We start from the raw sequence: 23,365 nt of genomic DNA, 5'->3' as shown, positions 1-23,365 counted from the left end.
CCTATGCTTAAGGTATTTATCCTGTTTGTGCTGCTGATCGCCGGTGTCGTGGTAGGTCCGATGATTGCCGGCCATCAGGGCTACGTGCTGATTCAGACCGACAACTGGAACGTAGAAACCAGCGTGACTGGCCTGGTGATTATCCTGATCATCAGCCTGCTGATTATTCTCGGACTGGAGTGGCTGCTGCGCCGTCTGTTCCATACCGGCGCGCGTACTCGCGGCTGGTTTACTGGACGCAAACGTCGTCGCGCGCAGCGTCATACTCAGACCGCATTAATGAAACTGGCGGAAGGCGATCATCGTCAGGTTGAAAAACTGCTGTCAAAAGATGCCGATCACGCTGAAGTGCCGGTCGCCAACTATCTGCTGGCGGCAGAAGCGGCGCAGCAGCGCGGCGATGAAATTCGTGCTAATCAGCACCTTGAACGCGCTGCCGAGCTGTCGGACAACGATGTTATTCCGGTTGAGATTACCCGCGCGCGTATTTTGCTGGCGCGCAATGAAGATCATGCCGCGCGTCACGGTATCGACCGTTTACTGGAAGTCGCGCCGCGTCACCCGGAAGTGTTGCGTCTGGCAGAGCAGGCTTATGTGCGCACCGGCGCCTGGGGTTCACTGATTGATATCCTGCCGGCAATGGAAAAATCCCAGGTAGGTGATGAACAGCATCGCGCCGATTTGCAACAGCAGGCGTGGCTGGGCCTGATGAGTCAGGCGATGGCCGATCAAGGCAGCGAGGGGCTGAAGCGCTGGTGGTCGAACCTGAGCCGCAAAACGCGGCAGCAAACGGCGCTACAGGTAGCCATGGCTGACCACTTGATTGAGTGTGACGATCACCAGACGGCGCAGGACATCGTGCTGGACGGCCTGAAGCGCCACTACGACGATCGCCTGGTGCTGCTGATGCCGCGCATTAAAAGCAACAATCCTGAAGCGCTGGAGAAAGCGCTGCGCCAGCAGATCAAACAGCATGGCGCAACGCCGCTGCTGCACAGCACGCTGGGACAGATGCTGATGCGCCACGGCGAATGGCAGCAGGCCGCAGAGGCATTTCAACAGGCGCTGGCGCAGCGTCCAGACGCTTTTGACTATGCGTGGCTGGCGGATGCCTGGGATCGCCTGCATCGCCCGGAAGAAGCCGCGAAAATGCGCCGCGAAGGCTTATTGCTGACGCTAAAAAACAATCCTGACCCCTAATTGTTATTACTTGTTTGAGCCGGGCTTGCCCGGCTTTTTTTTGCCTGTTTTCAGGGCAAAAAAATACCTGCCAGAGGCAGGTATAAGATCAGGTCGGTAAGACAACCTTAAGGCACCCGACTCAACGGGGTGTCTGTTGACCCTGTAAGGCGTAAGCGATACAGGCAGGCAGACAACGGGCACCAGATAGTGGCTCTGCATCATTCCCAGGTTTATGCAGCATCAGCAGACATAAGAGGTGGAATGAGCATCTACGCGCTAAGTATTGCACAGAGCGTGCCAGGTTGCCGGATATATAATAAAAATCATTATAATCAATACTATAAAGGCAGCGATCGCTTACAGAAGAATCTAGCCTGTTGGTAAAAGACGACAAATCGCCGTCTCGCTGTCTCTGTTTTGAGACGATGAAAACAGATTTTAATAAAAACATTATTAATCAAATGCTTATTCGTCTCAAAAAAGAGACAATTCCTGCGCCCTTCTCTTTTCAACAAGGCTCATCAAAATCTGAAAGGAAATAGCTTCGCTCTCCACAGCAAGGCGTTCATCAGGCAAAATACCCGCTACGGCTAACAGACGCAGGCTGGCCTGTTTAGCGGCGCATGAGGCGTGTACCCGCGCAGACCGTGTAAGCATGGATGCCTGAGCGACTTTGCGAGCCACGCCGGTATTTAACCCACAGCGGCGTTTTTCTACAGACGAAAAAAAACCTGCTTTTTCAGGCAGGTTTATAAAATGGTCGGCGAGAGAGGATGACGCTTGTCTGCGACAAGCGCCCTCCGGGCCGTTGCTGCGCAACCTTGTCTCGCTTGCGCTCGACTCAAACCTCCTTCGGAGGCTCTCATCCTCTTTTTCTACAGACGAAAAAAAACCTGCTTTTTCAAGCAGGTTTATAAAATGGTCGGCGAGAGAGGATTCGAACCTCCGACCCACTGGTCCCAAACCAGTTGCGCTACCAAGCTGCGCTACTCGCCGATAATTTTTATTGTTCTCTTTTGCCTGGTGCGAAGAGAGGGACTTGAACCCTCACGTCCGTTAAGACACTAACACCTGAAGCTAGCGCGTCTACCAATTCCGCCACCTTCGCGTATCCCAGCAAAATCTGGGGTGGCTAATGGGACTCGAACCCACGACAACTGGAATCACAATCCAGGGCTCTACCAACTGAGCTATAGCCACCACAATTTGGTATGTTGCAAGTCACTGACCTACAGCATGTAACTCTTTACTAACGCGGTAATGTAACCACCGCAGCTCCTGCGCACAAACTAAATGGCGCGCCCGACAGGATTCGAACCTGAGACCTCTGCCTCCGGAGGGCAGCGCTCTATCCAGCTGAGCTACGGGCGCGTAGCGCCGTTGCGGATGGGCATACTACGGACTTGGGGTGATCCTGTCCAGTGCTTTTTTAATAAAAAAACGCGTTTGATTACGCTTTGTGCATTTCGTCGAGGAATAGAGCGTTTTGACTATTTCCTCATCGAAAAAACACCGCAGTAATCAGCGAGATCAAAGATCGCCGCGCCAGTGATAGCCTAAATATTTGAGCAGTTTTAACTGACGACGCAGTCGGCTGGGTTGTCGAATCAGTCGATAGAGCCATTCCAGCCCTAAATGCTGCCAAATCTTCGGCGCGCGCTTCACCTGCCCGGTAAACACATCGTAAGTTCCGCCAACACCCATATAGAGCGCGTGCGGCCAGTGGGCGCGGCAGTCGCGCATCAGCAGTTCCTGACGCGGCGACCCCAGCGCTACGGTTACGATACGCGCGCCGCTGGCGGCGATGCGGGTAAACAGGGCATCGCGGTCGGCAGGCGCGAAATAGCCGTGCTGCGCGCCGACAATATTTACATTCCACTGGCGACGTAGCTTATCGCACGTTTCATCCAGCACCGCCGGACGGCCGCCGATCAAAAACACCGGCGTTCCCTGCCGTCCCGCGCGTTCCATCAGCGCTTCCCACAAATCCGCGCCGGCAATGCGCTGTATCGCCGCATGGCGGTATTTCTTACGCACCGAGCGCACGATACTGATACCGTCCGGATACTTGTACTCCGCTTCCAGTAACAGCGCTCGCAGGCTGTCATCCTGCTCTGCCGTCAGAATCTTTTCGGCATTAATCGCGACAAGCGTCCCGCTGCGTACCTTTTCTTCCGGCAGCAGAAAATCCACAAACGCGGACATACTGTCGAAACCATACAGCGACACGCCGCGAATCTCATACTGCGGCGCTTCTGGTAACCTTGTCATGGTAGAGTTCTGTTTTCCTGTTGTGCCCAGAGACGTTAAGATGGGCTATGTAAAACCTGGCCGCCGCGACGTCGAATTAACCCGGCGCGATCCAGCAGCCAGCAAAGCAGCTTCGCTACGCCCAGGCAGACCAGAAAAATTAATGCAAAAAAGACGACGCGTGAGCCAAATGCATCCAGCCCTTCGCGTGCCAGCACAATCATATTAAACACCGCGCCGAAGCAAAAACTCTGCATAACGGCGCCGCTATAGCGGTTCTCAGCATCGCGTCCGTGTCGATAGAGGGTGTCGAAGCCCTTAATGATTAATCCGACCGCTATCGCGCCTGGCAGAATAAACCACACGCCGCCCATCACCAATAGCGAGCCAAGCAGCGTCGGCGAGATTGCCAGTCCAGAATGGTTATTCAGCACTTCCCAGGTAAAGTAGTTGGCGCTGTTGAGCACCATTGACGGCTTGCCCGGCCACAGCCAGCCCGGAATATAGACGTAGAAGTCACGCCAGATGGGCGCCAGTCCCTGAAAATCGATTCTGGCGTAATTCTCCAGCAGCAATGCCAGGTTTTCCCACGGGGAAAAAGTATCGCGCGTCAGATAAAGAAAGGTATAAAACGCCTCATCGCCCAGAACGTTCAGGTTATAGCGGCGCAGCGCCAGCCAGAACATACCGCCGATCGCCAGCACGCCCGCAGCGGCCAGCATCCACAGCGTGATCCAGCCGCGAGTAATACCAATAAACAGAAACAGCGCAAAAGCGATAATGATATTCGCGCGCGTGCCGCCGACCAGCGCATAGGTCAGCAGACCAAAGGCCGTCGTCACCGCCAGAAACAGCAGCCAGTTGCGCTGCGTAGGACGCAAAAAGTAGAGGATCAACATCGCCGGGATAAAGAAATAGAAGAAGCGCTTTAGCGCCACGCCGGAAACTTCGCTGGAAAAAATCTGGTTATAGGCCGTCAGCCGGAACAGCAGAAAACCGTTGTGCAGAAAAAATACCGTCACGGTGCCGATAGCGACCAGCGCCAGCAGCACACAGGTGAGGTGCGTCTCAACGCGATTCATCTGCAACCAGGGTCTGGCGCGCGGCACGCCCGCAGGGCGCAACCGCACTTTATAGCTGACGTAATACACGGCATAGAATGCCGTCGCTGACAGCAATGCCTGCAACAGGTATTCCGGCGGCACCACTTCCACGTTAAAGCGGAACACCAGCATGCACGTCAGCGGGAATCCGAAATAGAAGGTCAGCAAAAACAGCAGGGTAAAAAACAGATGAAAGTTAAAGCGCTCTCGTCTGAACTCGCGCCAGGTCAAGGTTAAGATAAAACCCAGCGACAGCAGATAAACCACCAGCAGACCGCTGAACTGCATGAGGTTCATAATGTCTCCCTTTCACACTGGCGCAAAGCCTCGCGCCAGCCCGCGATATAGCCGGGGGCAAAAAAGGCGATGGCTTGCCGATCGCAGCCTGCCAGCTGACGGCGCGCCTCCGCGACGCACTCTCTGTTAAGCGTATCGCTGCTAAACAAAACCGGCAGCCCCTGTTCGCTAATATCGCGCCAGAACGGATTGCGCCGGTTCAGCACAAAAGGCACGTTGGCCTGAATCAGCAGGCACAGCGTCCCAATCCCCTGCTGCCGCTCGAACATAAAATAACCTAAATGACAGCGACCCAGCAGGGCTAAATAGTCATCAAACGCCAGGTTGCTGCGCAGCAGTTCAACCTGACCGTGTGGAAACAGCGTCTTTGCGGCCGTCGCGACCTCATCAATATAGGCCTCATTATTCGGCGGGTAACCCAGCGGAACGACAATGCGCACCTCTTCGCCAAACTGTTCGCGAATCGCCTTCAATCCTTCAATATGGCGATTGCTGGCGTCGCCGGAATTTCCCAGCAGGATGGTAAAGCGTTCATCAGGCGTGCTCTCTGGCGCGGCGGCAGGCATCTTCGTCGGAAAATAGAGCAGCTGACCTGGAACGCGCGGATGACGCTGCTGGTAGTAGTGCAGATCGCCCTGGGTAGCGAAGATCCGCGCGACGCGTCCCTGTGCGATACGGCGCAGCAGATAAAACAGCCGAAACTTCAGGCTGCGCGACGCTTCATAGAGATCGGCGCCCCAGACGTGCCAGTAAAGCTGACTGGCGCGAATTTTACCGCTCAGCAGCGCCAGCCAGATAGCCGGATTAAACTGCCCGTGGCAGAAAAAACGCTGCTCAGGATGCTTTGCTCGCGCGATCAGCGCCTGGGCCAGCGCTTTTTTTGTCGCGAAGGTTTCAATATTCAGCTGGCTGAAGGCGGAAAACGCCGCCGGCTGCTGCTGCGTAACCACCATAAAATGACGCGGCTGCGCCGTGGGCAGCTCAACGCTCATTACGTCGTTGAAAAAGCGCAGCACCGTCTGATTGTGATGAGGGATGTCCGATCCCAGAACGTGAATTAACGTCATGTTTTCCGGTAATAGATAATAAATGCGCCGCAGCAGAGCGCGAAATAACAGATATAGGTTGCCATATAGGCCTGAGCCGCGCCGGTAACGCCTGACAGCGGAATGAGCCAGTGCGAAAAAGCGATCAGCAAGGCAAACTGGCTAAGCTCGGCGAGAATATAAAAACGCAGCGACGCTTTAGCAATGACCAGATAGCCGAAAACGTAGGCGCCGACCTTAAACACATCGCCGCACAGCTGCCAGACAAAGAGATCGCGCATGGCGTGAAACGCCGGGGAAAAGAGCAGCCAGATAGCTACGTCGCGCAGCAGCCAGACGCAAAAGCCTGTTGCCGCCACGGCGGGCAGCACAAAGCGCAGCGCCCGCCCGATCTCGCGGGCTATATCGCGCTTCTGCTCCAGCCGCGCCAGCGTCGGCAGCAGCCAGACGCTAAAAGTAGCGGTAATAAACTGTAGCCAGGCGTCAGAAATGCTGGTGACGCCTTGCCATAATCCTACCTGCGCCCAGCCTTCGCGCTGCGCCAGCAGGTTACGCATCAGCACCCAGGCAACCGGCAGCGTGACCGAGGTAATCAGCGCCATCAGGGTAAATTTCGCCAGGCTGCGCGCAAACTCTGAATGCCACTGCGGCTTTAGCCAGGCGAGCGACAGCGGCACGCGCCGCCGCAGCATGATAAGCGCCGGAACCACCACCAGCGCGAGCACCAGCGCAAACCCCACCAGCGCGCCCGCATAACCGCCCACCCACCAGCAGAGCACATAGGCCGCTACGCCGATGAGGCTGCCGATAATCAACGACAGCGCATTACCACGCGCGTCGCGATAGCCTTTCAGCAGCGCCAGCGCCAGGTTAGCCCAGGCGATGCCGAACTGGAGAAAGGCGACGATGCGGATGACATTCTGAAAGCGCGTATGGCCAAACAGCGCCTGGCTAACGGGCGCCGCCGCCAGCAAAAACACCAGCGCCAGCAGCGTGGAGAAACCCAGCACCATGGCAGAGGCCGTGCCCAGCATGGCGCGTAGCGGCTCCGGCTGATGCTGATACTGCGCCACATAAGTGGTGACGCCATTAAAGATGCCTGCGCCCGCCAGCACGCCAAGCACGGTAATCAGCTGGCGGAAGTTACCCGCCTGCCCCACCCCTTCCGGGCCGAAGCTCACCGCCAGCAGCTTGACGACCAGCAGCCCGGCAGCAATCTTCACCAGCGTAGACGAGGCCGTCCACACCGACGCTTTTGCCAGCGACATCAGGCAAAAAAGCTCAGTAAGGAACTGATAACCGTATTCTGGTTATTGTCCGTCAGGTTATAAAACAGCGGCAGGCGCAGCAGCCGCTCGCTTTCGACGGTGGTGAAAATATCCTCGCCGTGGAAGCGGCCAAACTGTTCGCCCGCTGGCGAGCTGTGCAGCGGGATATAGTGGAAAACCGTCAGGATCTCCGCCTCTTTCATCCAGTTAATCAACGCCTGGCGATCGTCGCTGTCGCGTAGTTTGATATAGAACATATGCGCGTTGTGCTCGCACTCAGCGGGCAGAGACGGCAGCGTGATACGCCCGGTGGCCGCCAGCGGCTGCAACGCGGTGTAATAGCGCTGCCACAGGCGCAAACGCTGCTCATTGACGCGTTCGGCCGCCTCCAGCTGCGCCCACAGATAGGCCGCCTGTAAATCCGCCATCAGATAGCTGGAGCCGATGTCGCGCCAGGTATATTTATCTACCTGCCCGCGGAAAAACTGGCTGCGATTGGTGCCTTTCTCACGAATGATTTCGGCACGCTCCACCAGCGCGGCATCATTGATCAGCGTCGCGCCGCCTTCCCCGCCGGCGGTGTAGTTCTTGGTTTCATGAAAGCTAAAGCAGCCGATATGACCTATAGTGCCCAGCGCGCGCCCTTTATAGCGCGACATTACGCCCTGCGCCGCATCCTCAATGACATAGAGTCGATGCTTTGCCGCCAGCGCCATGATCGTATCCATTTCACAGGCCACGCCCGCATAGTGCACCGGCACGATGGCGCGGGTTTTAGCCGTAATCGCGGCTTCGATTTTGCTTTCATCAATGTTGAGCGTATCCGGGCGCACATCGACGAAAACAATGGTCGCGCCGCGCAGCACGAAGGCATTGGCGGTGGAGACAAAGGTATAGCTCGGCATAATTACTTCATCGCCGGGCTGAATATTGATCAGCAGCGCGGCCATCTCCAGCGAGGCGGTACAGGACGGCGTCAGCAGCACTTTCTTACTGCCGAAACGCTGCTCCATCCACTGCTGACAGCGGCGGGTAAAGCCCCCGTCGCCGCACAGTTTGCCGCTGGCCATCGCCGACTGCATATAGTCAAGTTCGCTGCCGACAACCGGCGGCGCATTAAATGGAATCATGATCTTTCCTGTAGAACCAGTAAGCAGTGCTTTCCAGCCGCGCACCGCTGCGTAAATAGAGTCGCATTGCCGCTAAATTGCTGAGCTGCGTTGCAACGCGCAGGCAGTTGAGCTGACGCGCCCGTCCCCAGTCCGCTCCCGCCAGCAGCAGGCGCTGGCCGATGCCGTTGCCCTGCGCATGCGGCAGCACGCCCAGCAGCCCGACGCGCGCCTCGCCTTGCGTTTCGCGTAGCGAGATAAAACCCTGTAGCGCGCCGGACGCGTCGCTGGCGATCAGGCACTGATGATCAAAGGTGCCGCGCACCGCGTTTTCAATCCACTGGGCGTAAAAGCGCGCGCTGGCGTCCGCCGCGAACCAGGGGGCGCGAAAACGGCTTTGAACAAAGATGTGCGCCGCCGCCGCGCGCAGCGCGTCGATCTGCGACTCGCGCGCGATGCGAATGCCGGACTGACGTTCGGTGCGTTTAATATTAATCGCAAGGTCGGCTTCGCCTTCTGCCAGCTGAAAGCCCTGCTGGCAGAGCGCATCGATCGCCTCCAGCCGATCGGCGGGGACTTTGATTTGCCACAGATCGGCCGGCTGTCGCAGCGCGTCGTCCAGCGGCCTGTCGCCATCCAGCTCAAGACGCGTCGTGTTCAGCCCGAAGAACGCGCTTTCCCAGGCAAGGGGATTAATACTGACGTGGACGGGCATGGAGTAAGTCCAGCAAATACTGGCCGTAGCCGGTTTTGATTAACGCCTCGCCTGCGGCGCGCAATTGTTCGTCGCTGAGCCAGCCGTTGCGCCAGGCAATCTCTTCCAGACAGGCGACTTTAAAGCCCTGACGCTTCTCTACGGTCTGCACAAAGGTACTGGCTTCAATCAGAAACCGCACCAGCGCTGAGCCGATAAATCCCGCTCCGCCGGTGATCAAAAACTGTTTCACCGCCATACTCCTCGCGTATCCACAATCCAGCGTTGCGTTACCTGCGCGGGATCGACCGCGCGAAACTGGCTGTGGTCCACCAGCATCACTAACACATCTGCCTGCGCCAGCGCCTGCTCGCGCGTGACCAGCTCAGCGTTATCGCCGAGCGCGGCGGGCAGCGCAGCGATATGCGGCTCTACCACCCAGCTCTGGCCGCGATGCCACTCGGCGATCATCTGCGCCACCTGCATGGCCGGGCTTTCACGCAGATCGTCGATGTCAGGTTTAAAGGCGAGGCCGAAACAGGCGATAACGATCTCATCGGCGCGCTTGCCGCTCTGGGTCAGGCAGTCGGCCAGCGCCGTTTTAACCTGATTGAGCACCCAGTGCGGCTTGCTGTCGTTTACTTCACGCGCGGTGCGGATCAGGCGCGCCAGCGACGGATTCTGCGCCACGATAAACCAGGGATCGACCGCAATACAGTGTCCGCCGACGCCGGGTCCCGGCTGTAAAATATTGACGCGCGGATGACGGTTCGCCAGCGCGATCAGTTCCCAGACGTTAATCCCCTGATCGGCGCAAATCAGCGAAAGCTCATTGGCGAAGGCGATATTCACGTCGCGAAAACTGTTCTCTGTCAGCTTGCACAGCTCCGCCGTGCGCGCGTTGGTCTCCACGCATTCGCCCTGAAGGAAGAGACGGTAGAGCGCGCTGGCCTGCGCTGAACAGGCGGGCGTCATGCCGCCGATAACGCGATCGTTATGAATCAGTTCCTGCATGATCTTACCCGGCAGCACGCGTTCCGGGCAGTAGGCGATAAAGACATCCGGCGTTCCGCCATGCTGCGGGAAACGCAGATCCGGCCGCGTGACGGCCAGCCATTCCGCCATCTGCTCCGTCGCGCCAACCGGCGACGTCGATTCCAGGATGACCAGATCGCCCTTTTTCAACACCGGCGCGATAGACTCTGCGGCCGCTTTAACAAAGCGCAGATCGGGCTGGTGGTCGGCCATAAAGGGCGTGGGCACCGCAATCAGAAAAGCATCGGCCGCTTCGGGCTGTGTCGTCGCGCGCAAAAATCCCTGCGCTACGGCGTCGTGCACCACTTTATCCAGCGCAGGCTCGACGATGTGGATCGCGCCGCGATTAATGGTCTCTACCGCGTGGGCGTTAATATCCACACCCACGACTTTTTTCTTCTGCGAGGCAAAAACGGCTGCGGTAGGCAGACCAATGTAGCCCAGACCAATAACGGAAATGGTGTCAAAACTCATAGATCAACTCTGTCTTTTAAAGCCTGCAAAATACGCTGGCAGGCGTTGCCGTCGCCGTAAGGATTATGCGCGCGGCTCATGGTTTGCCAGGCGGCCTCGCTGGTCAGCAGCAGGCTGACCTCAGCCACAATTTTTTCTATATCGGTGCCGACCAGCTTCACGGTGCCCGCATCGACCGCTTCAGGCCGTTCAGTGGTATCACGCATCACCAGCACCGGTTTGCCCAGCGAAGGGGCCTCTTCCTGAATGCCGCCGGAGTCGGTCAGGATGAGCCAGGCCCGATTCATTAGCCAGACAAAAGGCAGATACTCCTGCGGCTCGATCAGCACGATATTTTCAATACCGCTGAGAATGCGGTTGACCGGCTCGCTGACGTTCGGATTGAGGTGCACCGGATAGACAATCTGCGCGTCAGGATGCCGACGGGCGATGCGCGCCAGCGCGCTACAGATGCGCTCGAATCCCTCGCCGAAGCTTTCGCGTCGATGCCCCGTAACCAGCACCAGCTTCTTCTCGCTGTCGAGAAACGGATAGTATCCGGCGAGCTGCGCATTCAGGCCGGGATCGGCAATAACCCGGTCGCGCACCCACAGCAGCGCATCAATTACCGTGTTGCCGGTGACGAAAATGCGCGTATCGGGCAGGTTCTCCGCCAGCAGGTTCTGACGCGAGCGCTCTGTCGGCGTAAAGTGCAGCTGAGCGAGATGGCCGGTTAGCCTGCGGTTGCCCTCTTCCGGCCAGGGCGATGTGAGGTCGCCGGTGCGCAGTCCCGCCTCGACGTGGCCGACCGGGATCTGCTGGTAAAAGGCGGCCAGACTGGCGGCCAGCGTCGTGGTGGTGTCGCCATGCACCAGCACCACGTCGGGTTTGAAGTCGAGCAGCACGGTTTTCATACCCTGCAAAATACGGCAGGTAATCTCCGTCAGCCCTTGTTCCGGACGCATCACGTTCAGGTCATAGTCTGGTTGCAGCGCAAACAGACGCAGCACCTGATCGAGCATTTCGCGGTGCTGCGCCGTGACGCACAGGCGTGCGTCGAATGCAGGATCCTGCGCCAGCGCCTGCACCAGCGGCGCCATTTTTATCGCCTCCGGGCGAGTCCCGAATACAGTAAGCACTTTCACGCGATGTCTCTCGCTGATCTGCTGCTGGAGCGCCGCGCCAGCGCGACGCCAGCGCCCGTTAATGCGCCTAACGCGCCCCACATAATCATCATAAACAGACGACGCGGGCTATCGCGCGATACCGGCTCCTCGGGCGTACGCAAATAACGGTAGGTCTGGAAGGTACGGTTCAGCGTTGGCCCGGCATTGAGCGATGTCAGCATCGCCCTGTTCTGATCATAGCTGATATCAAAGGTCGGTCCGGTCGCCTGAAGGGTTTCCAGCTGCGCCCGTAGCTGCGCCTCGCCCAGCAGGAAAAGATCGCTGTCGGCGATAGGTTCACGCGCGTCGCGCGACTGATTTTCATGGATTCCCTGCTGGCTGGCGACCTTCAGCGCCTGTTGCAGACGGTGTTGCTGACGCTGGAAAACCGCGCTGGCGACATCCTCCTGGCGTTTCACCTGCGCCTGAAGCTGCTCGCTGCGCGCCTGCCAGGCGCCTTTCAGCTCACCGTTAAGATGACGGGCGGCGCGCTCGCTGGCGAAGGCAATATACTGGCGCAGCAGGTTATTGGCATCGCTGGCCGTTTCCGCAATCAGCTTTACGCTGTCGCGCGTGTTGCGCGCCGTATCCGCAGGCAAAAACTGGATATTGGCGACCATATCGTCCAGCAGCGCGGCATCGTTATGAGCGTTGCCGGAGCGGCGGCTTTTGTAATAGTCCGTCTGCTGCCAGAAGTCGCGGCGCGTATCCCATGCGCCCAGCTGCATAATAAATTCCTGATAAACGTCGTCCATGATGGTCGGCGAAGGCGTCGCCAGACTGAGCGTATTGCTACGCATATCAAGATTGTTGAGGAATTGCTCCTGCGCATAGTAAGCGCCCAGCATGTTCACCGTGGGGCGATCGGTGATCGCCGTGGTGCTCCAGGCCTGTTTCATCAGCAGCGAAGCGAGCCAGGCGCCCAGCGCGAAGAGCAGCGCAAGGCCGATGATCCAGCGTTTACCGCGCCACAGGGTGCAGCACAGGCCGCGAATATCCAGTTCGTTCTCCACAACCTCAGAGGTCATAACAGGGCAATCCTTATCAGGGTAATTTTTTCTTTACGTCGCCGCGGGTATTCAGGCGACGTTTTATACGTCGAATCAGGCGCGCCACGCGCCAGGCATGCTTCAGACAGTAGCCGTACAGCATAAAAGCCATCAGGAACAGCACCAGCATCACCCATTCCGGGATAAAGGCGAGGTATTCGCCCAGTACGCCGATGCCCGCCAGAATCGCGGCGGCGACGGTGATCAAGACGAAGGCCTGACGCGAGGTGAAACCGGCACGCATAATGAGATGATGAATATGCTGACGATCGGCGGAGAAGGGACTCATGCCTTTGCGCAGGCGGCGATACATAATCGCCACCATGTCCATCAGCGGAATAGCAATCAGCCACAGCGCGGTAACGGGCGTGATCGGGTGGCTTAAGCCCTGCGTGGTTTCCAGCAGAATCCAGATAATGGTGAAACCAATCATGGTGCTGCCCGCGTCGCCCATAAACACCTTATAGCGGCGACCGAGAAAGCCCAGATTCAACAGGATATAAGGGATGGTGGCGGCAATCATGGCGAAACACCACATGGCGAGGCTGAACTGACCGTCGAAGCAGAGAATAATGCCCATCGCGGCAAAGGTAACGGAAGAGAGACCGCCCAGCAGGCCGTCGATGCCGTCGACCATATTAAAGGCGTTAATCGCCGCCCAGACGGCAAACAGCGTCAGCACGTAGCCGAAGGGTCCGACAACCAGCTCCACCGGACCGATAATAAAACCGAGACTGAGCAGATAGAGTTTCGCGCCCATCATCATCGCCACGGCAACGGCAGCCTGCACCACGGCGCGGATTTTTACGCTAATGTCAAAACGATCGTCAAGCGCGCCTACCAGCACCAGCAGCCCGGAACAGATCAGGTAAAGCATGGCGTGCGGCAGATAAAAGTGGGTGATCAGAAACATAAAGCAGATGCCGGCATAGACCGAAATGCCACCGACCAGCGGAATGGCGCCGTGATGACGTTTACGGGAATTAGGCGTGTCGACCAGACCTATTTTTTTAGCCGCCTTGCGTGCGAAAAAAAGGAAAACTAAAGAAAATAGAAAAGTAAGGCCCAGCTCAGTACTCATAGTGAGTAAATTCACGTTAAACGCTCTCAGCTAAAATCAGGGACAGGATAAACAAACTGCGTGTTTTTGCCTTTCATCCCGAGTCCGAATTCTGCTTCCGCCAACGCACAACGGGTTATATTTTGCGCGCTGACGCCACAGTCATTATAAATGCTCCTGCCAGCGGTAATCCTAATGCGCACAAATAAAAAACGCCACGCTAAGACGTGGCGTTAGGGCAATTTCCTGGTCATTTTGGCTAAAAAAGTCGGTTTAGCCGACTCTGCCAGCCAGAACGGGATTACGAGCGCTTCATCATATCGAAGAATTCGTCGTTGGTTTTGGTCATTGCCAGCTTGTTGATGAGGAACTCCATTGCATCAATTTCGCCCATCGGGTGAATGATTTTGCGCAGGATCCACATCTTTTGCAGCTCTTCCTGAGAGGTGAGCAGCTCTTCCTTACGCGTACCGGAGCGATTGTAGTCAATCGCCGGGAAGACGCGTTTTTCTGCGATTTTACGCGAGAGGTGCAGCTCCATGTTACCGGTGCCTTTAAACTCTTCGTAAATCACTTCGTCCATTTTCGAACCGGTATCGATCAGCGCGGTCGCGATAATCGTCAGGCTGCCGCCCTCTTCTACGTTACGGGCCGCACCGAAGAAGCGTTTCGGACGATGTAAGGCGTTCGCATCCACACCACCGGTCAGTACCTTGCCGGAAGCCGGTACGACGGTGTTATAGGCGCGCGCCAGACGGGTAATGGAGTCGAGCAGAATAATAACGTCTTTCTTGTGCTCAACCAGACGCTTCGCCTTCTCGATCACCATCTCGGCAACCTGAACGTGGCGGGAAGCCGGTTCATCGAAGGTCGAGGCGATAACTTCGCCTTTAACCAGACGCTGCATCTCGGTCACTTCTTCCGGACGTTCGTCAATCAGCAGCACCATCAGTACGCAGTCTGGATGGTTATAGGCAATGCTCTGCGCGATATTCTGCAACAGCATTGTCTTACCGGCTTTCGGCGGCGCGACAATCAGACCACGCTGACCGCGGCCGATCGGCGATGCCAGATCCAGTACGCGAGCGGTAAGGTCTTCCGTCGAACCATTGCCGCGCTCCATGCGCAAACGGCTGTTCGCGTGCAGCGGCGTCAGGTTTTCGAACAGAATCTTACTACGCGCGTTTTCCGGCTTATCGTAGTTAACCTCGTTAACCTTCAGCAGCGCAAAGTAACGCTCACCCTCTTTCGGCGGACGAATTTTGCCGGAGATGGTGTCACCAGTGCGAAGGTTAAAGCGGCGAATTTGGCTGGGAGAAACGTAGATGTCGTCGGGACCGGCGAGGTAGGAGCTGTCTGCGGAGCGGAGGAAACCAAATCCGTCCTGCAATATCTCCAGTACACCATCACCGAAGATGTCCTCGCCGCTTTTCGCGTGCTGTTTGAGGATGGCGAAAATAATATCCTGTTTGCGCATACGCGCCAGGTTTTCCAGCCCCATATTTTCGCCGAGGGTTATCAGCTCAGAAACCGGCGTATTCTTTAATTCGGTAAGATTCATAGTGATGGGTTCTTAAACTCGGGGTAATTCTCGAAATGTTGGTCGTGAATGGTATGGCGTAATATTCCATGCCTGTTAATGGCGCTTTCAACTCTTCTCGACGATCATCGTCAGGGATGGCGACTGGAAGCGAGAGAGACGGTTGAAATGCAATGCCAAAGTTGGTGCTAACCGTCAGAATTGCTAAACGCTGTATACGGAACGTGCTTCAGGGTTTAACAAAGGAAATCTTAAGATGCAAACTACAAGGTAAGTGCGTAATGCAGTGAAAGTAACTTAGCACGCTAAAATGCGAACGTCCAGCAGTGGAAGCAAATTCACCACTACCGAACGTTCTGTCCCGGTTACGCCAGGTTGGCGTTCAGGAACTCTTTCAGCTGGCTTTTAGACAGCGCGCCGACTTTCGTGGCGGCGACTTCACCGTTTTTAAACAGCAGCAGCGTTGGAATACCGCGAATGCCGTACTTCGGCGCGGTGCCCGGATTGTCATCGATGTTCAGCTTGGCGATCGTGAGCTTACCGTCGTACTCTTCGGCAACTTCGTCAAGAATAGGGGCGATCATTTTGCAAGGACCACACCATTCAGCCCAGAAATCTACCAGCGTGACACCTTCTGCTTTCAGAACGTCTGCATCGAAACTGTCATCGGTGAGGTGAACGATTTTATCGCTGCTCATGTATTACTCCACAAGATTATGCCTGGCGAATTGGCGTAAAGTTTACCAACGAAGGTTGACTTTATTTCATCGGATACGCTTTCGTAAAGCGATAGTAAGCTGATATTCTACCACACTATGAGCAAAACACACTTAACAGAAAAGAAGTTTTCCGACTTCGCCCTGCACCCTCTGGTCGTGGAAGCCCTTGATAAAAAAGGCTTTCATAACTGTACGCCTATTCAGGCGTTAGCTCTGCCTTTTACGCTTTCAGGGCGTGATGTCGCAGGCCAGGCGCAAACCGGTACCGGCAAAACGATGGCGTTTCTGACGTCAACGTTTCATCATCTTCTCTCTCACCCGGCGCAGGAAGGCCGTCAGATCAACCAGCCGCGCGCGTTGATCATGGCTCCGACGCGAGAGCTGGCTGTGCAGATCCACGCTGATGCCGAACCGCTGGCGCAGGCGACCGGTCTGAAACTCGGTCTGGCTTACGGCGGCGACGGTTACGACAAGCAGCTGAAAGTGCTGGCTGACGGCGTCGACATTCTGGTGGGCACCACAGGCCGCCTGATTGATTACGCAAAACAGAATCATGTAAACCTCGGCGCCATTCAGGTCGTGGTGCTCGACGAAGCCGATCGCATGTTCGACCTCGGCTTTATTAAGGATATTCGCTGGTTGTTCCGCCGCATGCCGCCTGCCACGCAGCGTCTGAGCATGTTGTTCTCCGCAACGCTCTCCTGGCGCGTGCGCGAGCTGGCTTTCGAACACATGAACAATGCTGAGTACGTTGAAGTCGAACCAGAGCAGAAAACCGGCCACCGCATCAAAGAAGAGCTGTTCTACCCTTCCAACGAAGAAAAAATGCGCCTGTTGCAGACGCTGCTGGAAGAAGAGTGGCCCGACCGCGCGATCATTTTCGCCAATACCAAGCACCGCTGCGAAGACATCTGGGGCCATCTGGCTGCCGACGGCCATCGCGTTGGCCTGCTGACGGGCGACGTCGCGCAGAAAAAGCGCCTGCGCATTCTGGATGATTTCACCAAAGGCGACGTCGATATCCTGGTTGCGACCGACGTGGCGGCGCGCGGGCTGCATATTCCCGCCGTGACGCACGTCTTCAACTACGACCTGCCTGACGATCGCGAAGATTACGTCCATCGTATCGGCCGTACCGGCCGCGCGGGCGCAAGCGGACATTCGATCAGCCTGGCGTGCGAAGAGTACGCGCTGAATCTGCCGGCGATCGAAGAGTATATCGGTCACAGCATCCCGGTGAGCAAGTACAACAGCGATGCGCTGATGAACGATCTGCCGCCGCCGAAACGTCTGGCGCGCAGCCGCACCGGCAACGGTCCGCGTCGCGGCGGCAATAACGCGAATCGCCGTGGCGCGCCGCGCAACAACAACCGCAAACGTTCAGGTTAATCCACCTATGCTAAGCGCATCGTCACTCTATGCCGCGATCGATCTAGGCTCCAACAGCTTCCATATGTTGGTGGTGCGCGAAGTTTCCGGAAGCATTCAGACCGTTGCGCGTATCAAGCGCAAGGTGCGTCTGGCGGCCGGACTGGATAAAAACAACCAGCTCTCTGCCGAGGCGATGACGCGCGGCTGGGACTGTCTTAAGCTCTTTTCCGAGCAGCTCCAGGACATCCCCACCGAACAGATCCGCGTCGTTGCGACGGCAACGCTGCGTCTTGCCGCCAATGCGGCTGACTTCCTGCTTACCGCGCAGCAGATTCTTGGCTGTCCGGTGAATGTCATCAGCGGCGAAGAAGAGGCCCGCCTGATTTATCAGGGCGTGGCGCACACCACCGGCGGCTCGGATAAGCGGCTGGTGGTCGATATTGGCGGCGGCAGCACTGAGCTGGCGACCGGCGACGGCTCGCACGCTTCCGTGCTATTCAGCCTGTCGATGGGCTGCGTCACCTGGCTTGAGCGCTTTTTCAGCGACCGCCACCTGGCCAGAGAGAACTTTGCCGCCGCTGAGCAGGCCGCCCGCGACATGATTCGTCCCATCGTCGCGCCGCTGCGCGCGCAAGGCTGGGAAGCCTGCGTAGGGGCATCCGGCACCGTCCAGGCGCTACAGGAAATTATGGTGGCGCAAGGGATGGATGAACGCATCACCCTGAGCAAGCTGCAACAGCTTAAACAGCGCGCCATTCAGTGCGGCAAGCTGGAAGAGCTGGAAATTGAAGGGCTAACGCTTGAGCGCGCGCTGGTTTTTCCCAGCGGCCTGTCGATCCTCATCGCCGTGTTTCAGGAGCTGGGCATTGAAAGCATGACGCTGGCGGGCGGCGCGCTGCGCGAAGGCCTGGTCTACGGCATGCTGCATCTGCCGGTCGACCGCGATATTCGCAGCCGCACGCTTCAAAATATACAGCGCCGCTTTTCCATAGATGTGGAGCAGGCCGCGCGCGTTCGCCAGCTGGCTGAAGGCTTTTTTCGCCAGGTCAGCGCCGCATGGAAGCTGGATCAGCACTGTCGGGAGCTACTGCTTAGCGCCTGCGCAATACAGGAAATTGGTCTCAGCGTCGATTTTCGCTATGCGCCGCAGCATGCTGCCTACCTGGTTCGCCACCTCGATCTTCCCGGATTTACGCCTGCGCAAAAGAAGCTGCTGGCCTGCCTGTTGCAGAATCAGAGCGGCAACATCGACCTGGCCATGCTGACGCAGCAGAACGCGCTGCCGCCGCGTCTGGCCGAACGCCTGTGTCGTCTGCTGCGGCTGGCGATTATTTTCTCCAGCCGTCGTCGCGACGACACCCTGCCTGCGGTGCGCCTACAGGCCAGCGACGATGAGCTGCGCCTCTCCCTGCCCTCTGGCTGGCTGGCCGCGCATCCGCTACGCGCCGAACTGCTTGAGCAGGAGAGTCATTATCAGTCCTATGTGCACTGGCCGCTGATTGTTATGTAAAAGAGAAAGGGCCGTCAGCCCTTTTTCGCTTTATCGAGCATCGCCCGCAAGCCAGCCACACGGCTCTGACCGGTTTTCATCCGCTCTTCGGCGCTGACTACCTTGCGCTCCGTTTCCCAGACAACATCGTCCTGCGGCAGCTCCAGCAAAAAGCGGCTCGGCTCCGGCCGCACCAGCTCGCCGTACTGACGGCGTTCCCGGCACAGCGTAAACGTCAGCTCTTTTTGCGCGCGCGTGATGCCAACATAGGCCAGCCGGCGCTCCTCTTCGATGTTGTTTTCGTCGATGCTGCTCTGATGCGGCAGCAGTCCCTCTTCCATGCCGACCAGAAAAACATAGGGAAACTCCAGCCCTTTTGAAGCGTGCAGCGTCATCAGCTGTACCTGATCGAGGTCCTCATCGCTCTCGCCGCGTTCCATCATGTCGCGTAGCGTAAAGCGCGTCACCACCTGCGTCAGCGTCATTGGCTCGTCAATATCGCTGCCCTCCAGCATCTCCGTCATCCACTGAAACAGCGTGTTAACGTTTTTCATGCGCATTTCGGCGGCTTTCGGGCTGCCTGACGTCTCAAACAGCCAGCTCTCGTAGTCGATGCCGCGAATCAAATCGCGCACCGCATTGACCGGCTCGCGATCGACCATCTGCACGATCTCATGCAGCCAGTGGGTAAATCGCTGAAGATGCTCCAGACCACGCCCGTTTAGCGTCTGCCCTAACCCTACGTCGAAGCTGGCGTTAAACAGGCTTTTGTTGCGCAGGTTGGCCCATTCCCCCAGCTTTTGCAGCGTGGCCGGACCGATCTCGCGACGCGGCGTGTTAACGATACGCAGAAATGCGCTGTCGTCGTCCGGGTTGGTCAGCACGCGCAAATAGGCCAGCAAATCCTTGATCTCCGGGCGCGAGAAAAACGACGTGCCGCCGGAGATGCGATAGGGAATGCGATTCTGCATCAGCAGCTTTTCAAACACCCGCGACTGATGATTGCCGCGATAGAGAATGGCGTAGTCTTTATACTGGGTTTTGTTGATAAAGTGATGAGCAATCAGCTCACCTGCGACCCGCTCCGCCTCATGCTCTTCATGACTAGCGGTAACGACTTTTAGCTCGCTGCCCAGACCCAGCTCGGAGAATAGCCGCTTCTCAAAAACGTGCGGGTTATTGGCAATCAGGATGTTTGCCGCTTTCAGAATGCGCTGCGACGAGCGGTAGTTCTGCTCCAGCTTGATCACTTCCAGCGCCGGGAAATCCTCTTTCAGCAGCACCAGATTTTGCGGCCGCGCGCCGCGCCAGGAGTAGATAGACTGATCGTCGTCGCCAACCACGGTAAAACGCGCGCGCGCGCCCACCAGCAGTTTTACCAGCTCATACTGGCTGGTGTTGGTGTCCTGATATTCATCCACCAGCAGATAGCGGATACGCTGCTGCCAGCGTTCACGCACCTCTTCGTTGCGCTGTAGCAGCAGGGTCGGCAGCAGGATCAGATCGTCGAAGTCGAGCACGTTGCAGGACTTCAGGTGCTGATCGTACAGGCTGTAGCAGTGGGCGAAGATATTATCGCGTTCGCTGCGCGCCAGCGCGGCGGCGCGCGGCGGATCCACCAGGTCGTTCTTCCAGTTGGAAATAGTGGCAATAAGCTGCTGCAACAGCGTCTTATCCTCTTCCAGCCACGGCTGCGTTAAATCCTTCAGCAGCGCCAGCTGGTCGGTATCGTCGAACAACGAGAAATTCGACTTCATGTTCAGCGCGGCATACTCGCGCTTGATGATCTCCAGCCCCAGCGTATGGAAGGTCGAAATCATCAGGCCGCGCGCCTCTTTTTTGCCGAGGGTCTGCGCCACGCGCTCTTTCATCTCGCGCGACGCCTTATTGGTAAAAGTGACCGCCGCGATATGGCGCGCCTGATAGCCGCACTCGCGGATCAGGTGGGCGATTTTATTGGTGATGACGCGGGTTTTGCCCGATCCCGCCCCGGCCAGCACCAGACAGGGACCCGTGACAAACTCGACGGCACGTTGTTGGCTGGGGTTTAAACGCATAGTAAAAAATCGCTCAGTAAAAAGAGAAGGGGATGAAATAATGGGCCGCCAGTATACACAATCGGAAGACTATCATGGCGAAAACCGCGGCGGCTTTACACATCCTGGTGAAAGAAGAGGCGCAGGCTAAAGAACTACTGGCGAAGCTGGAAAAAGGAGCCAGCTTTCAGCAGCTGGCGAAGAAACATTCGACCTGCCCTTCAGGGCGCAACGGCGGAGATTTAGGCGAGTTTCGTCAGGGCCAGATGGTGCCGGCCTTTGACAAAGCGGTCTTCACCTGTCCGCTGCTCAAACCCTTTGGGCCGGTGAAAACCGCGTTTGGCTACCACATCATTAAAGTGCTCTACCGCAACTGATTACTTCTTCTCTTTCATTTGCTGTAGCACGTTGCTGCACTGATTATCATCATTATCGCTTGGGCTGATCAGCGCCAGCAGCGCGGCGGCGGGCGCCACCACCGCGCCGAGCGCTACCGCCGCCGCGCCGCGCGCGAGGAGCGGTCCGGCCTTCACGCCTGCGTCCGGATTTTTGAAGGTGCCGCGCACATAGAGCGGCGAGCGCAGCGTGACGATACGCACGCCTTTGCTTTCCGGATTGATCGAGAGATCGAGGCGCTCGCTGGCAAAATTAGCGTTGCCTGTCACGTTAATGACGGCATTTTCGGTATCGAAGACAAACAGGTTTGGCGTTGCCAGACCGTTTTGCAGCTTCACATCGGTGGCGGCGCAGTTGATGCGCACTTCGTCGTCGCCAAACAGCTTGCCGACCACGTAGTTGCCGACGTTAAGCCCGGCGATTTCCATCAGGCTGCGGCTGATTAAGCCATTGTTCATTAATAGCTTGAGCTGGCCGTTGCTGGTGGCGAGCAGATCCGCCACCGAGTTGCCGGTGCCGGTAAAGCTGGCATCGCCATTCAGCTGGCCCAGGCTGCGCTGCATCGCTTCGACATCAGGGAATAGCTGACGCAGATGCAGTCGACGCGCGTGAATATCCGCGCGGCCGCGCATGGGCGACCTGTCGCCTTCGAGACGAATAGTGCTGTTCAGCGAGCCGCCCGCGATGCCGAAGCGCAGGGGGTCGAGCAGCAGATCGCCATTTTTTAGCTGTAAATGGGTATAAAGATCGCTTAACGGCAGCGAACTGCCGTGTTCAATACGCTTCCCGCTGAACGTCACATCAGCGTCCATCACGTCCCAGCTTTTGGTATCAAATTTGTCATGGGGCAGCACGCGATCGGCAGGCTGAGCTGATTTCTCGCCGCGCTTCGCCTTCGCCTGTTCAGTTTTGGCGCTGCCTTTACCTGAGTCGACGCCGATTAAAGGTCCCAGATCCGCCATACGCAGCTGTTTCGAACTCAGCTCGCCGACCAGCGTCGGACGCGGTTTCCCCTGGGTATAGGTGAGCGAGCCGTGAATATCGCTGTCGCCGATATGGCCGTTGAAGTTTTCATAACGGTATTCCGGCCCTTTCTTCCCGGCGAAGCGGGCAATCAGGTGGCCGTCGGTTTCATACGGCGGGGTATCAGGCAACAGCACGCCGGTCAGGCCATAAAGATTCGCCAGCGTATCTCCGGAGAAACGCAGCCGCACATCCAGCCCCCCCAGGTTCATCGGATCCTGAATACCGCCGGTGACCTGCACGCGCGTCGTGCCGTTACGCACGTCGGCCTGCACCGGGAACGGCGTCGTTTTGCTGCGCAGCGACAGCATACCGCCAGTCTTACCTTCCCCTTCCAGACGTTCATTATTGTAGGTGCCGCGCGCCTGCCAGCCGAAAACAAAGTCGCCTGCTCCCTTCTGCGCGTCATTTCCTCCTGCAATCTGCGCATAGGGCACCGGTTTGCCAAGCGGATTAATTTTTACCGTGACGTCGGCATTGTTGACCGCATCGCGGTAGCGCACCTGCCCCTGGTCGAACAGGATGTTATCAAGGCGGAATGACCAGGCAGAAGGAGGGGCATCAGGATTAGGGTTTTCGCTGTTGGCGAGGTTGAAGGTCCAGTTGTTCTTTTTATCGGCTGTCTGAATCAGCCGCGCGTCGGGCTGCTGGAGCTTGATCCACGGAATGTAGACCTCTTTGTGCAGCAGCGCCAGCGGCGCAAGGGTTGCGTCGACGCGCTCCAGATGCACCATTGTCACTTCCGCCATCTCCGGCGGATTGCCTAACATAATGTCCTGAGCGTGAACGTGCGGCCAGGGTATCCAGCTACGCCAGCCCGGCTCATCCCGATTGCGCTCCCAGGCAACGCCTAAATCGCCGCGAATGGCGAACTGGCGATTCAGTTCCGTCGAGACTTTCTGGTTGATGGTTGGCTTCAGGCGATTCCAGTCAAAGGTCGCAATAACCACGACAACCACCACAACCAGCAACAAAAAAATCCCTGCCACCCAGCTAACAATTTTTCCCGTACGCGACATCTCGCTTCCTCCTTGCCTCTTCACCGTCTTAGTTAAAGATAGTCGAGACGTGGTGGAAGA

19 protein-coding genes, 4 tRNA genes and 1 other RNA gene are annotated in these 23,365 nt (G+C 57.2%); 4 read left to right on the top strand and 20 right to left on the bottom strand.

Going from position 1 to position 23,365, the window contains the following annotated elements; translation table 11 throughout:
* Positions 1 to 3: 3 nt before the first annotated feature.
* Positions 4 to 1,200, top strand: a complete 1,197-nt coding sequence (gene hemY / locus BBB56_RS11555; protein ID WP_123801098.1) for a protoheme IX biogenesis protein HemY — start codon at positions 4 to 6, stop codon at positions 1,198 to 1,200.
* 739 nt (positions 1,201 to 1,939) lie between these two features.
* Here the strand turns inward: hemY and BBB56_RS11550 are convergent.
* The 18 genes from BBB56_RS11550 to trxA all read right to left on the bottom strand — a co-directional run bounded on the left by BBB56_RS11550 (position 1,940) and on the right by trxA (position 15,950).
* Positions 1,940 to 2,069: non-coding RNA, RtT sRNA (locus BBB56_RS11550), on the bottom strand.
* 32 nt (positions 2,070 to 2,101) lie between these two features.
* A tRNA-Pro gene (locus BBB56_RS11545) sits at positions 2,102 to 2,178 on the bottom strand.
* Positions 2,179 to 2,203: 25 nt separating this feature from the next.
* Positions 2,204 to 2,290, bottom strand: a tRNA-Leu gene (locus BBB56_RS11540).
* Between the two features lie 16 nt (positions 2,291 to 2,306).
* Positions 2,307 to 2,382, bottom strand: a tRNA-His gene (locus BBB56_RS11535).
* A gap of 94 nt (positions 2,383 to 2,476) precedes the next feature.
* Positions 2,477 to 2,553 (bottom strand) — tRNA-Arg (locus tag BBB56_RS11530).
* Positions 2,554 to 2,712: 159 nt separating this feature from the next.
* Positions 2,713 to 3,453 (bottom strand): lipopolysaccharide N-acetylmannosaminouronosyltransferase, encoded by a 741-nt coding sequence (gene wecG / locus BBB56_RS11525; protein ID WP_123801097.1) that lies wholly within the window; start codon positions 3,451 to 3,453, stop codon positions 2,713 to 2,715.
* Positions 3,454 to 3,488: 35 nt separating this feature from the next.
* A complete protein-coding gene (gene wzyE / locus BBB56_RS11520; RefSeq protein WP_123801096.1) occupies positions 3,489 to 4,832 on the bottom strand; it encodes an ECA oligosaccharide polymerase in 1,344 nt (447 codons plus the stop codon).
* On the bottom strand, positions 4,829 to 5,899 hold the full coding sequence (wecF, locus tag BBB56_RS11515; RefSeq protein WP_123801095.1) for a TDP-N-acetylfucosamine:lipid II N-acetylfucosaminyltransferase: 1,071 nt from the start codon (positions 5,897 to 5,899) through the stop codon (positions 4,829 to 4,831). Before wecF ends, wzyE begins: the two co-directional genes overlap by 4 nt.
* A complete protein-coding gene (wzxE, locus tag BBB56_RS11510; RefSeq protein WP_123801094.1) occupies positions 5,896 to 7,146 on the bottom strand; it encodes a lipid III flippase WzxE in 1,251 nt (416 codons plus the stop codon). The genes wecF and wzxE overlap by 4 nt, the downstream gene beginning before the upstream one ends.
* Complete coding sequence (rffA, locus tag BBB56_RS11505) at positions 7,146 to 8,276, bottom strand: dTDP-4-amino-4,6-dideoxygalactose transaminase (protein ID WP_123801093.1); 1,131 nt, start codon at positions 8,274 to 8,276, stop codon at positions 7,146 to 7,148. The genes wzxE and rffA overlap by 1 nt, the downstream gene beginning before the upstream one ends.
* Complete coding sequence (gene rffC / locus BBB56_RS11500; protein WP_123801092.1) at positions 8,263 to 8,970, bottom strand: dTDP-4-amino-4,6-dideoxy-D-galactose acyltransferase; 708 nt, start codon at positions 8,968 to 8,970, stop codon at positions 8,263 to 8,265. The genes rffA and rffC overlap by 14 nt, the downstream gene beginning before the upstream one ends.
* The gene (locus BBB56_RS11495; protein WP_123801091.1) at positions 8,948 to 9,208 is read right to left on the bottom strand and encodes an NAD-dependent epimerase/dehydratase family protein; all 261 of its coding nucleotides are present in this window, start codon (positions 9,206 to 9,208) and stop codon (positions 8,948 to 8,950) included. Before BBB56_RS11495 ends, rffC begins: the two co-directional genes overlap by 23 nt.
* The gene (gene wecC, locus BBB56_RS11490) at positions 9,199 to 10,458 is read right to left on the bottom strand and encodes a UDP-N-acetyl-D-mannosamine dehydrogenase (protein ID WP_123801090.1); all 1,260 of its coding nucleotides are present in this window, start codon (positions 10,456 to 10,458) and stop codon (positions 9,199 to 9,201) included. Before wecC ends, BBB56_RS11495 begins: the two co-directional genes overlap by 10 nt.
* On the bottom strand, positions 10,455 to 11,582 hold the full coding sequence (wecB, locus tag BBB56_RS11485; RefSeq protein ID WP_123801089.1) for a non-hydrolyzing UDP-N-acetylglucosamine 2-epimerase: 1,128 nt from the start codon (positions 11,580 to 11,582) through the stop codon (positions 10,455 to 10,457). The genes wecC and wecB overlap by 4 nt, the downstream gene beginning before the upstream one ends.
* Positions 11,579 to 12,631 carry an ECA polysaccharide chain length modulation protein gene (gene wzzE, locus BBB56_RS11480; RefSeq protein WP_123801088.1) on the bottom strand — a complete coding sequence of 351 codons (1,053 nt, stop codon included), beginning with the start codon at positions 12,629 to 12,631 and terminating at the stop codon, positions 11,579 to 11,581. Before wzzE ends, wecB begins: the two co-directional genes overlap by 4 nt.
* A 16-nt stretch (positions 12,632 to 12,647) precedes the next feature.
* Entirely contained in the window at positions 12,648 to 13,733 is a 1,086-nt protein-coding gene (gene wecA / locus BBB56_RS11475) for a UDP-N-acetylglucosamine--undecaprenyl-phosphate N-acetylglucosaminephosphotransferase (RefSeq protein ID WP_123801087.1), read from the bottom strand.
* A gap of 280 nt (positions 13,734 to 14,013) precedes the next feature.
* Positions 14,014 to 15,273, bottom strand: a complete 1,260-nt coding sequence (rho, locus tag BBB56_RS11470) for a transcription termination factor Rho (protein ID WP_123801086.1) — start codon at positions 15,271 to 15,273, stop codon at positions 14,014 to 14,016.
* A 344-nt stretch (positions 15,274 to 15,617) separates the two neighbouring features.
* A complete protein-coding gene (gene trxA, locus BBB56_RS11465; protein ID WP_033754540.1) occupies positions 15,618 to 15,950 on the bottom strand; it encodes a thioredoxin TrxA in 333 nt (110 codons plus the stop codon).
* Positions 15,951 to 16,067: 117 nt separating this feature from the next.
* Between trxA and rhlB the strand changes: the two genes are divergently transcribed.
* Positions 16,068 to 17,360, top strand: coding sequence for an ATP-dependent RNA helicase RhlB (gene rhlB / locus BBB56_RS11460; protein WP_123801085.1), 1,293 nt, complete (start codon positions 16,068 to 16,070; stop codon positions 17,358 to 17,360).
* A 7-nt stretch (positions 17,361 to 17,367) separates the two neighbouring features.
* Positions 17,368 to 18,852 carry a guanosine-5'-triphosphate,3'-diphosphate diphosphatase gene (gene gppA, locus BBB56_RS11455; protein WP_123801084.1) on the top strand — a complete coding sequence of 495 codons (1,485 nt, stop codon included), beginning with the start codon at positions 17,368 to 17,370 and terminating at the stop codon, positions 18,850 to 18,852.
* Between the two features lie 14 nt (positions 18,853 to 18,866).
* Here the strand turns inward: gppA and rep are convergent, their stop codons facing one another.
* On the bottom strand, positions 18,867 to 20,888 hold the full coding sequence (gene rep, locus BBB56_RS11450; protein WP_123801083.1) for a DNA helicase Rep: 2,022 nt from the start codon (positions 20,886 to 20,888) through the stop codon (positions 18,867 to 18,869).
* Between the two features lie 74 nt (positions 20,889 to 20,962).
* Between rep and ppiC the strand changes: the two genes are divergently transcribed.
* Complete coding sequence (gene ppiC / locus BBB56_RS11445) at positions 20,963 to 21,244, top strand: peptidylprolyl isomerase PpiC (protein ID WP_123801082.1); 282 nt, start codon at positions 20,963 to 20,965, stop codon at positions 21,242 to 21,244.
* Here ppiC and BBB56_RS11440 read toward each other — a convergent pair whose 3' ends face one another.
* Positions 21,245 to 23,305, bottom strand: coding sequence for an AsmA family protein (locus tag BBB56_RS11440; RefSeq protein ID WP_123801081.1), 2,061 nt, complete (start codon positions 23,303 to 23,305; stop codon positions 21,245 to 21,247). It abuts the gene before it with no gap.
* Positions 23,306 to 23,365: the final 60 nt, after the last annotated feature.

This window comes from Candidatus Pantoea deserta, assembly GCF_003813865.1.
Classification (GTDB): domain Bacteria; phylum Pseudomonadota; class Gammaproteobacteria; order Enterobacterales; family Enterobacteriaceae; genus Pantoea; species Pantoea deserta.
Note: the sequence above shows the minus strand (reverse complement) of the source record. Positions and strands in the feature narration are given on the sequence as shown.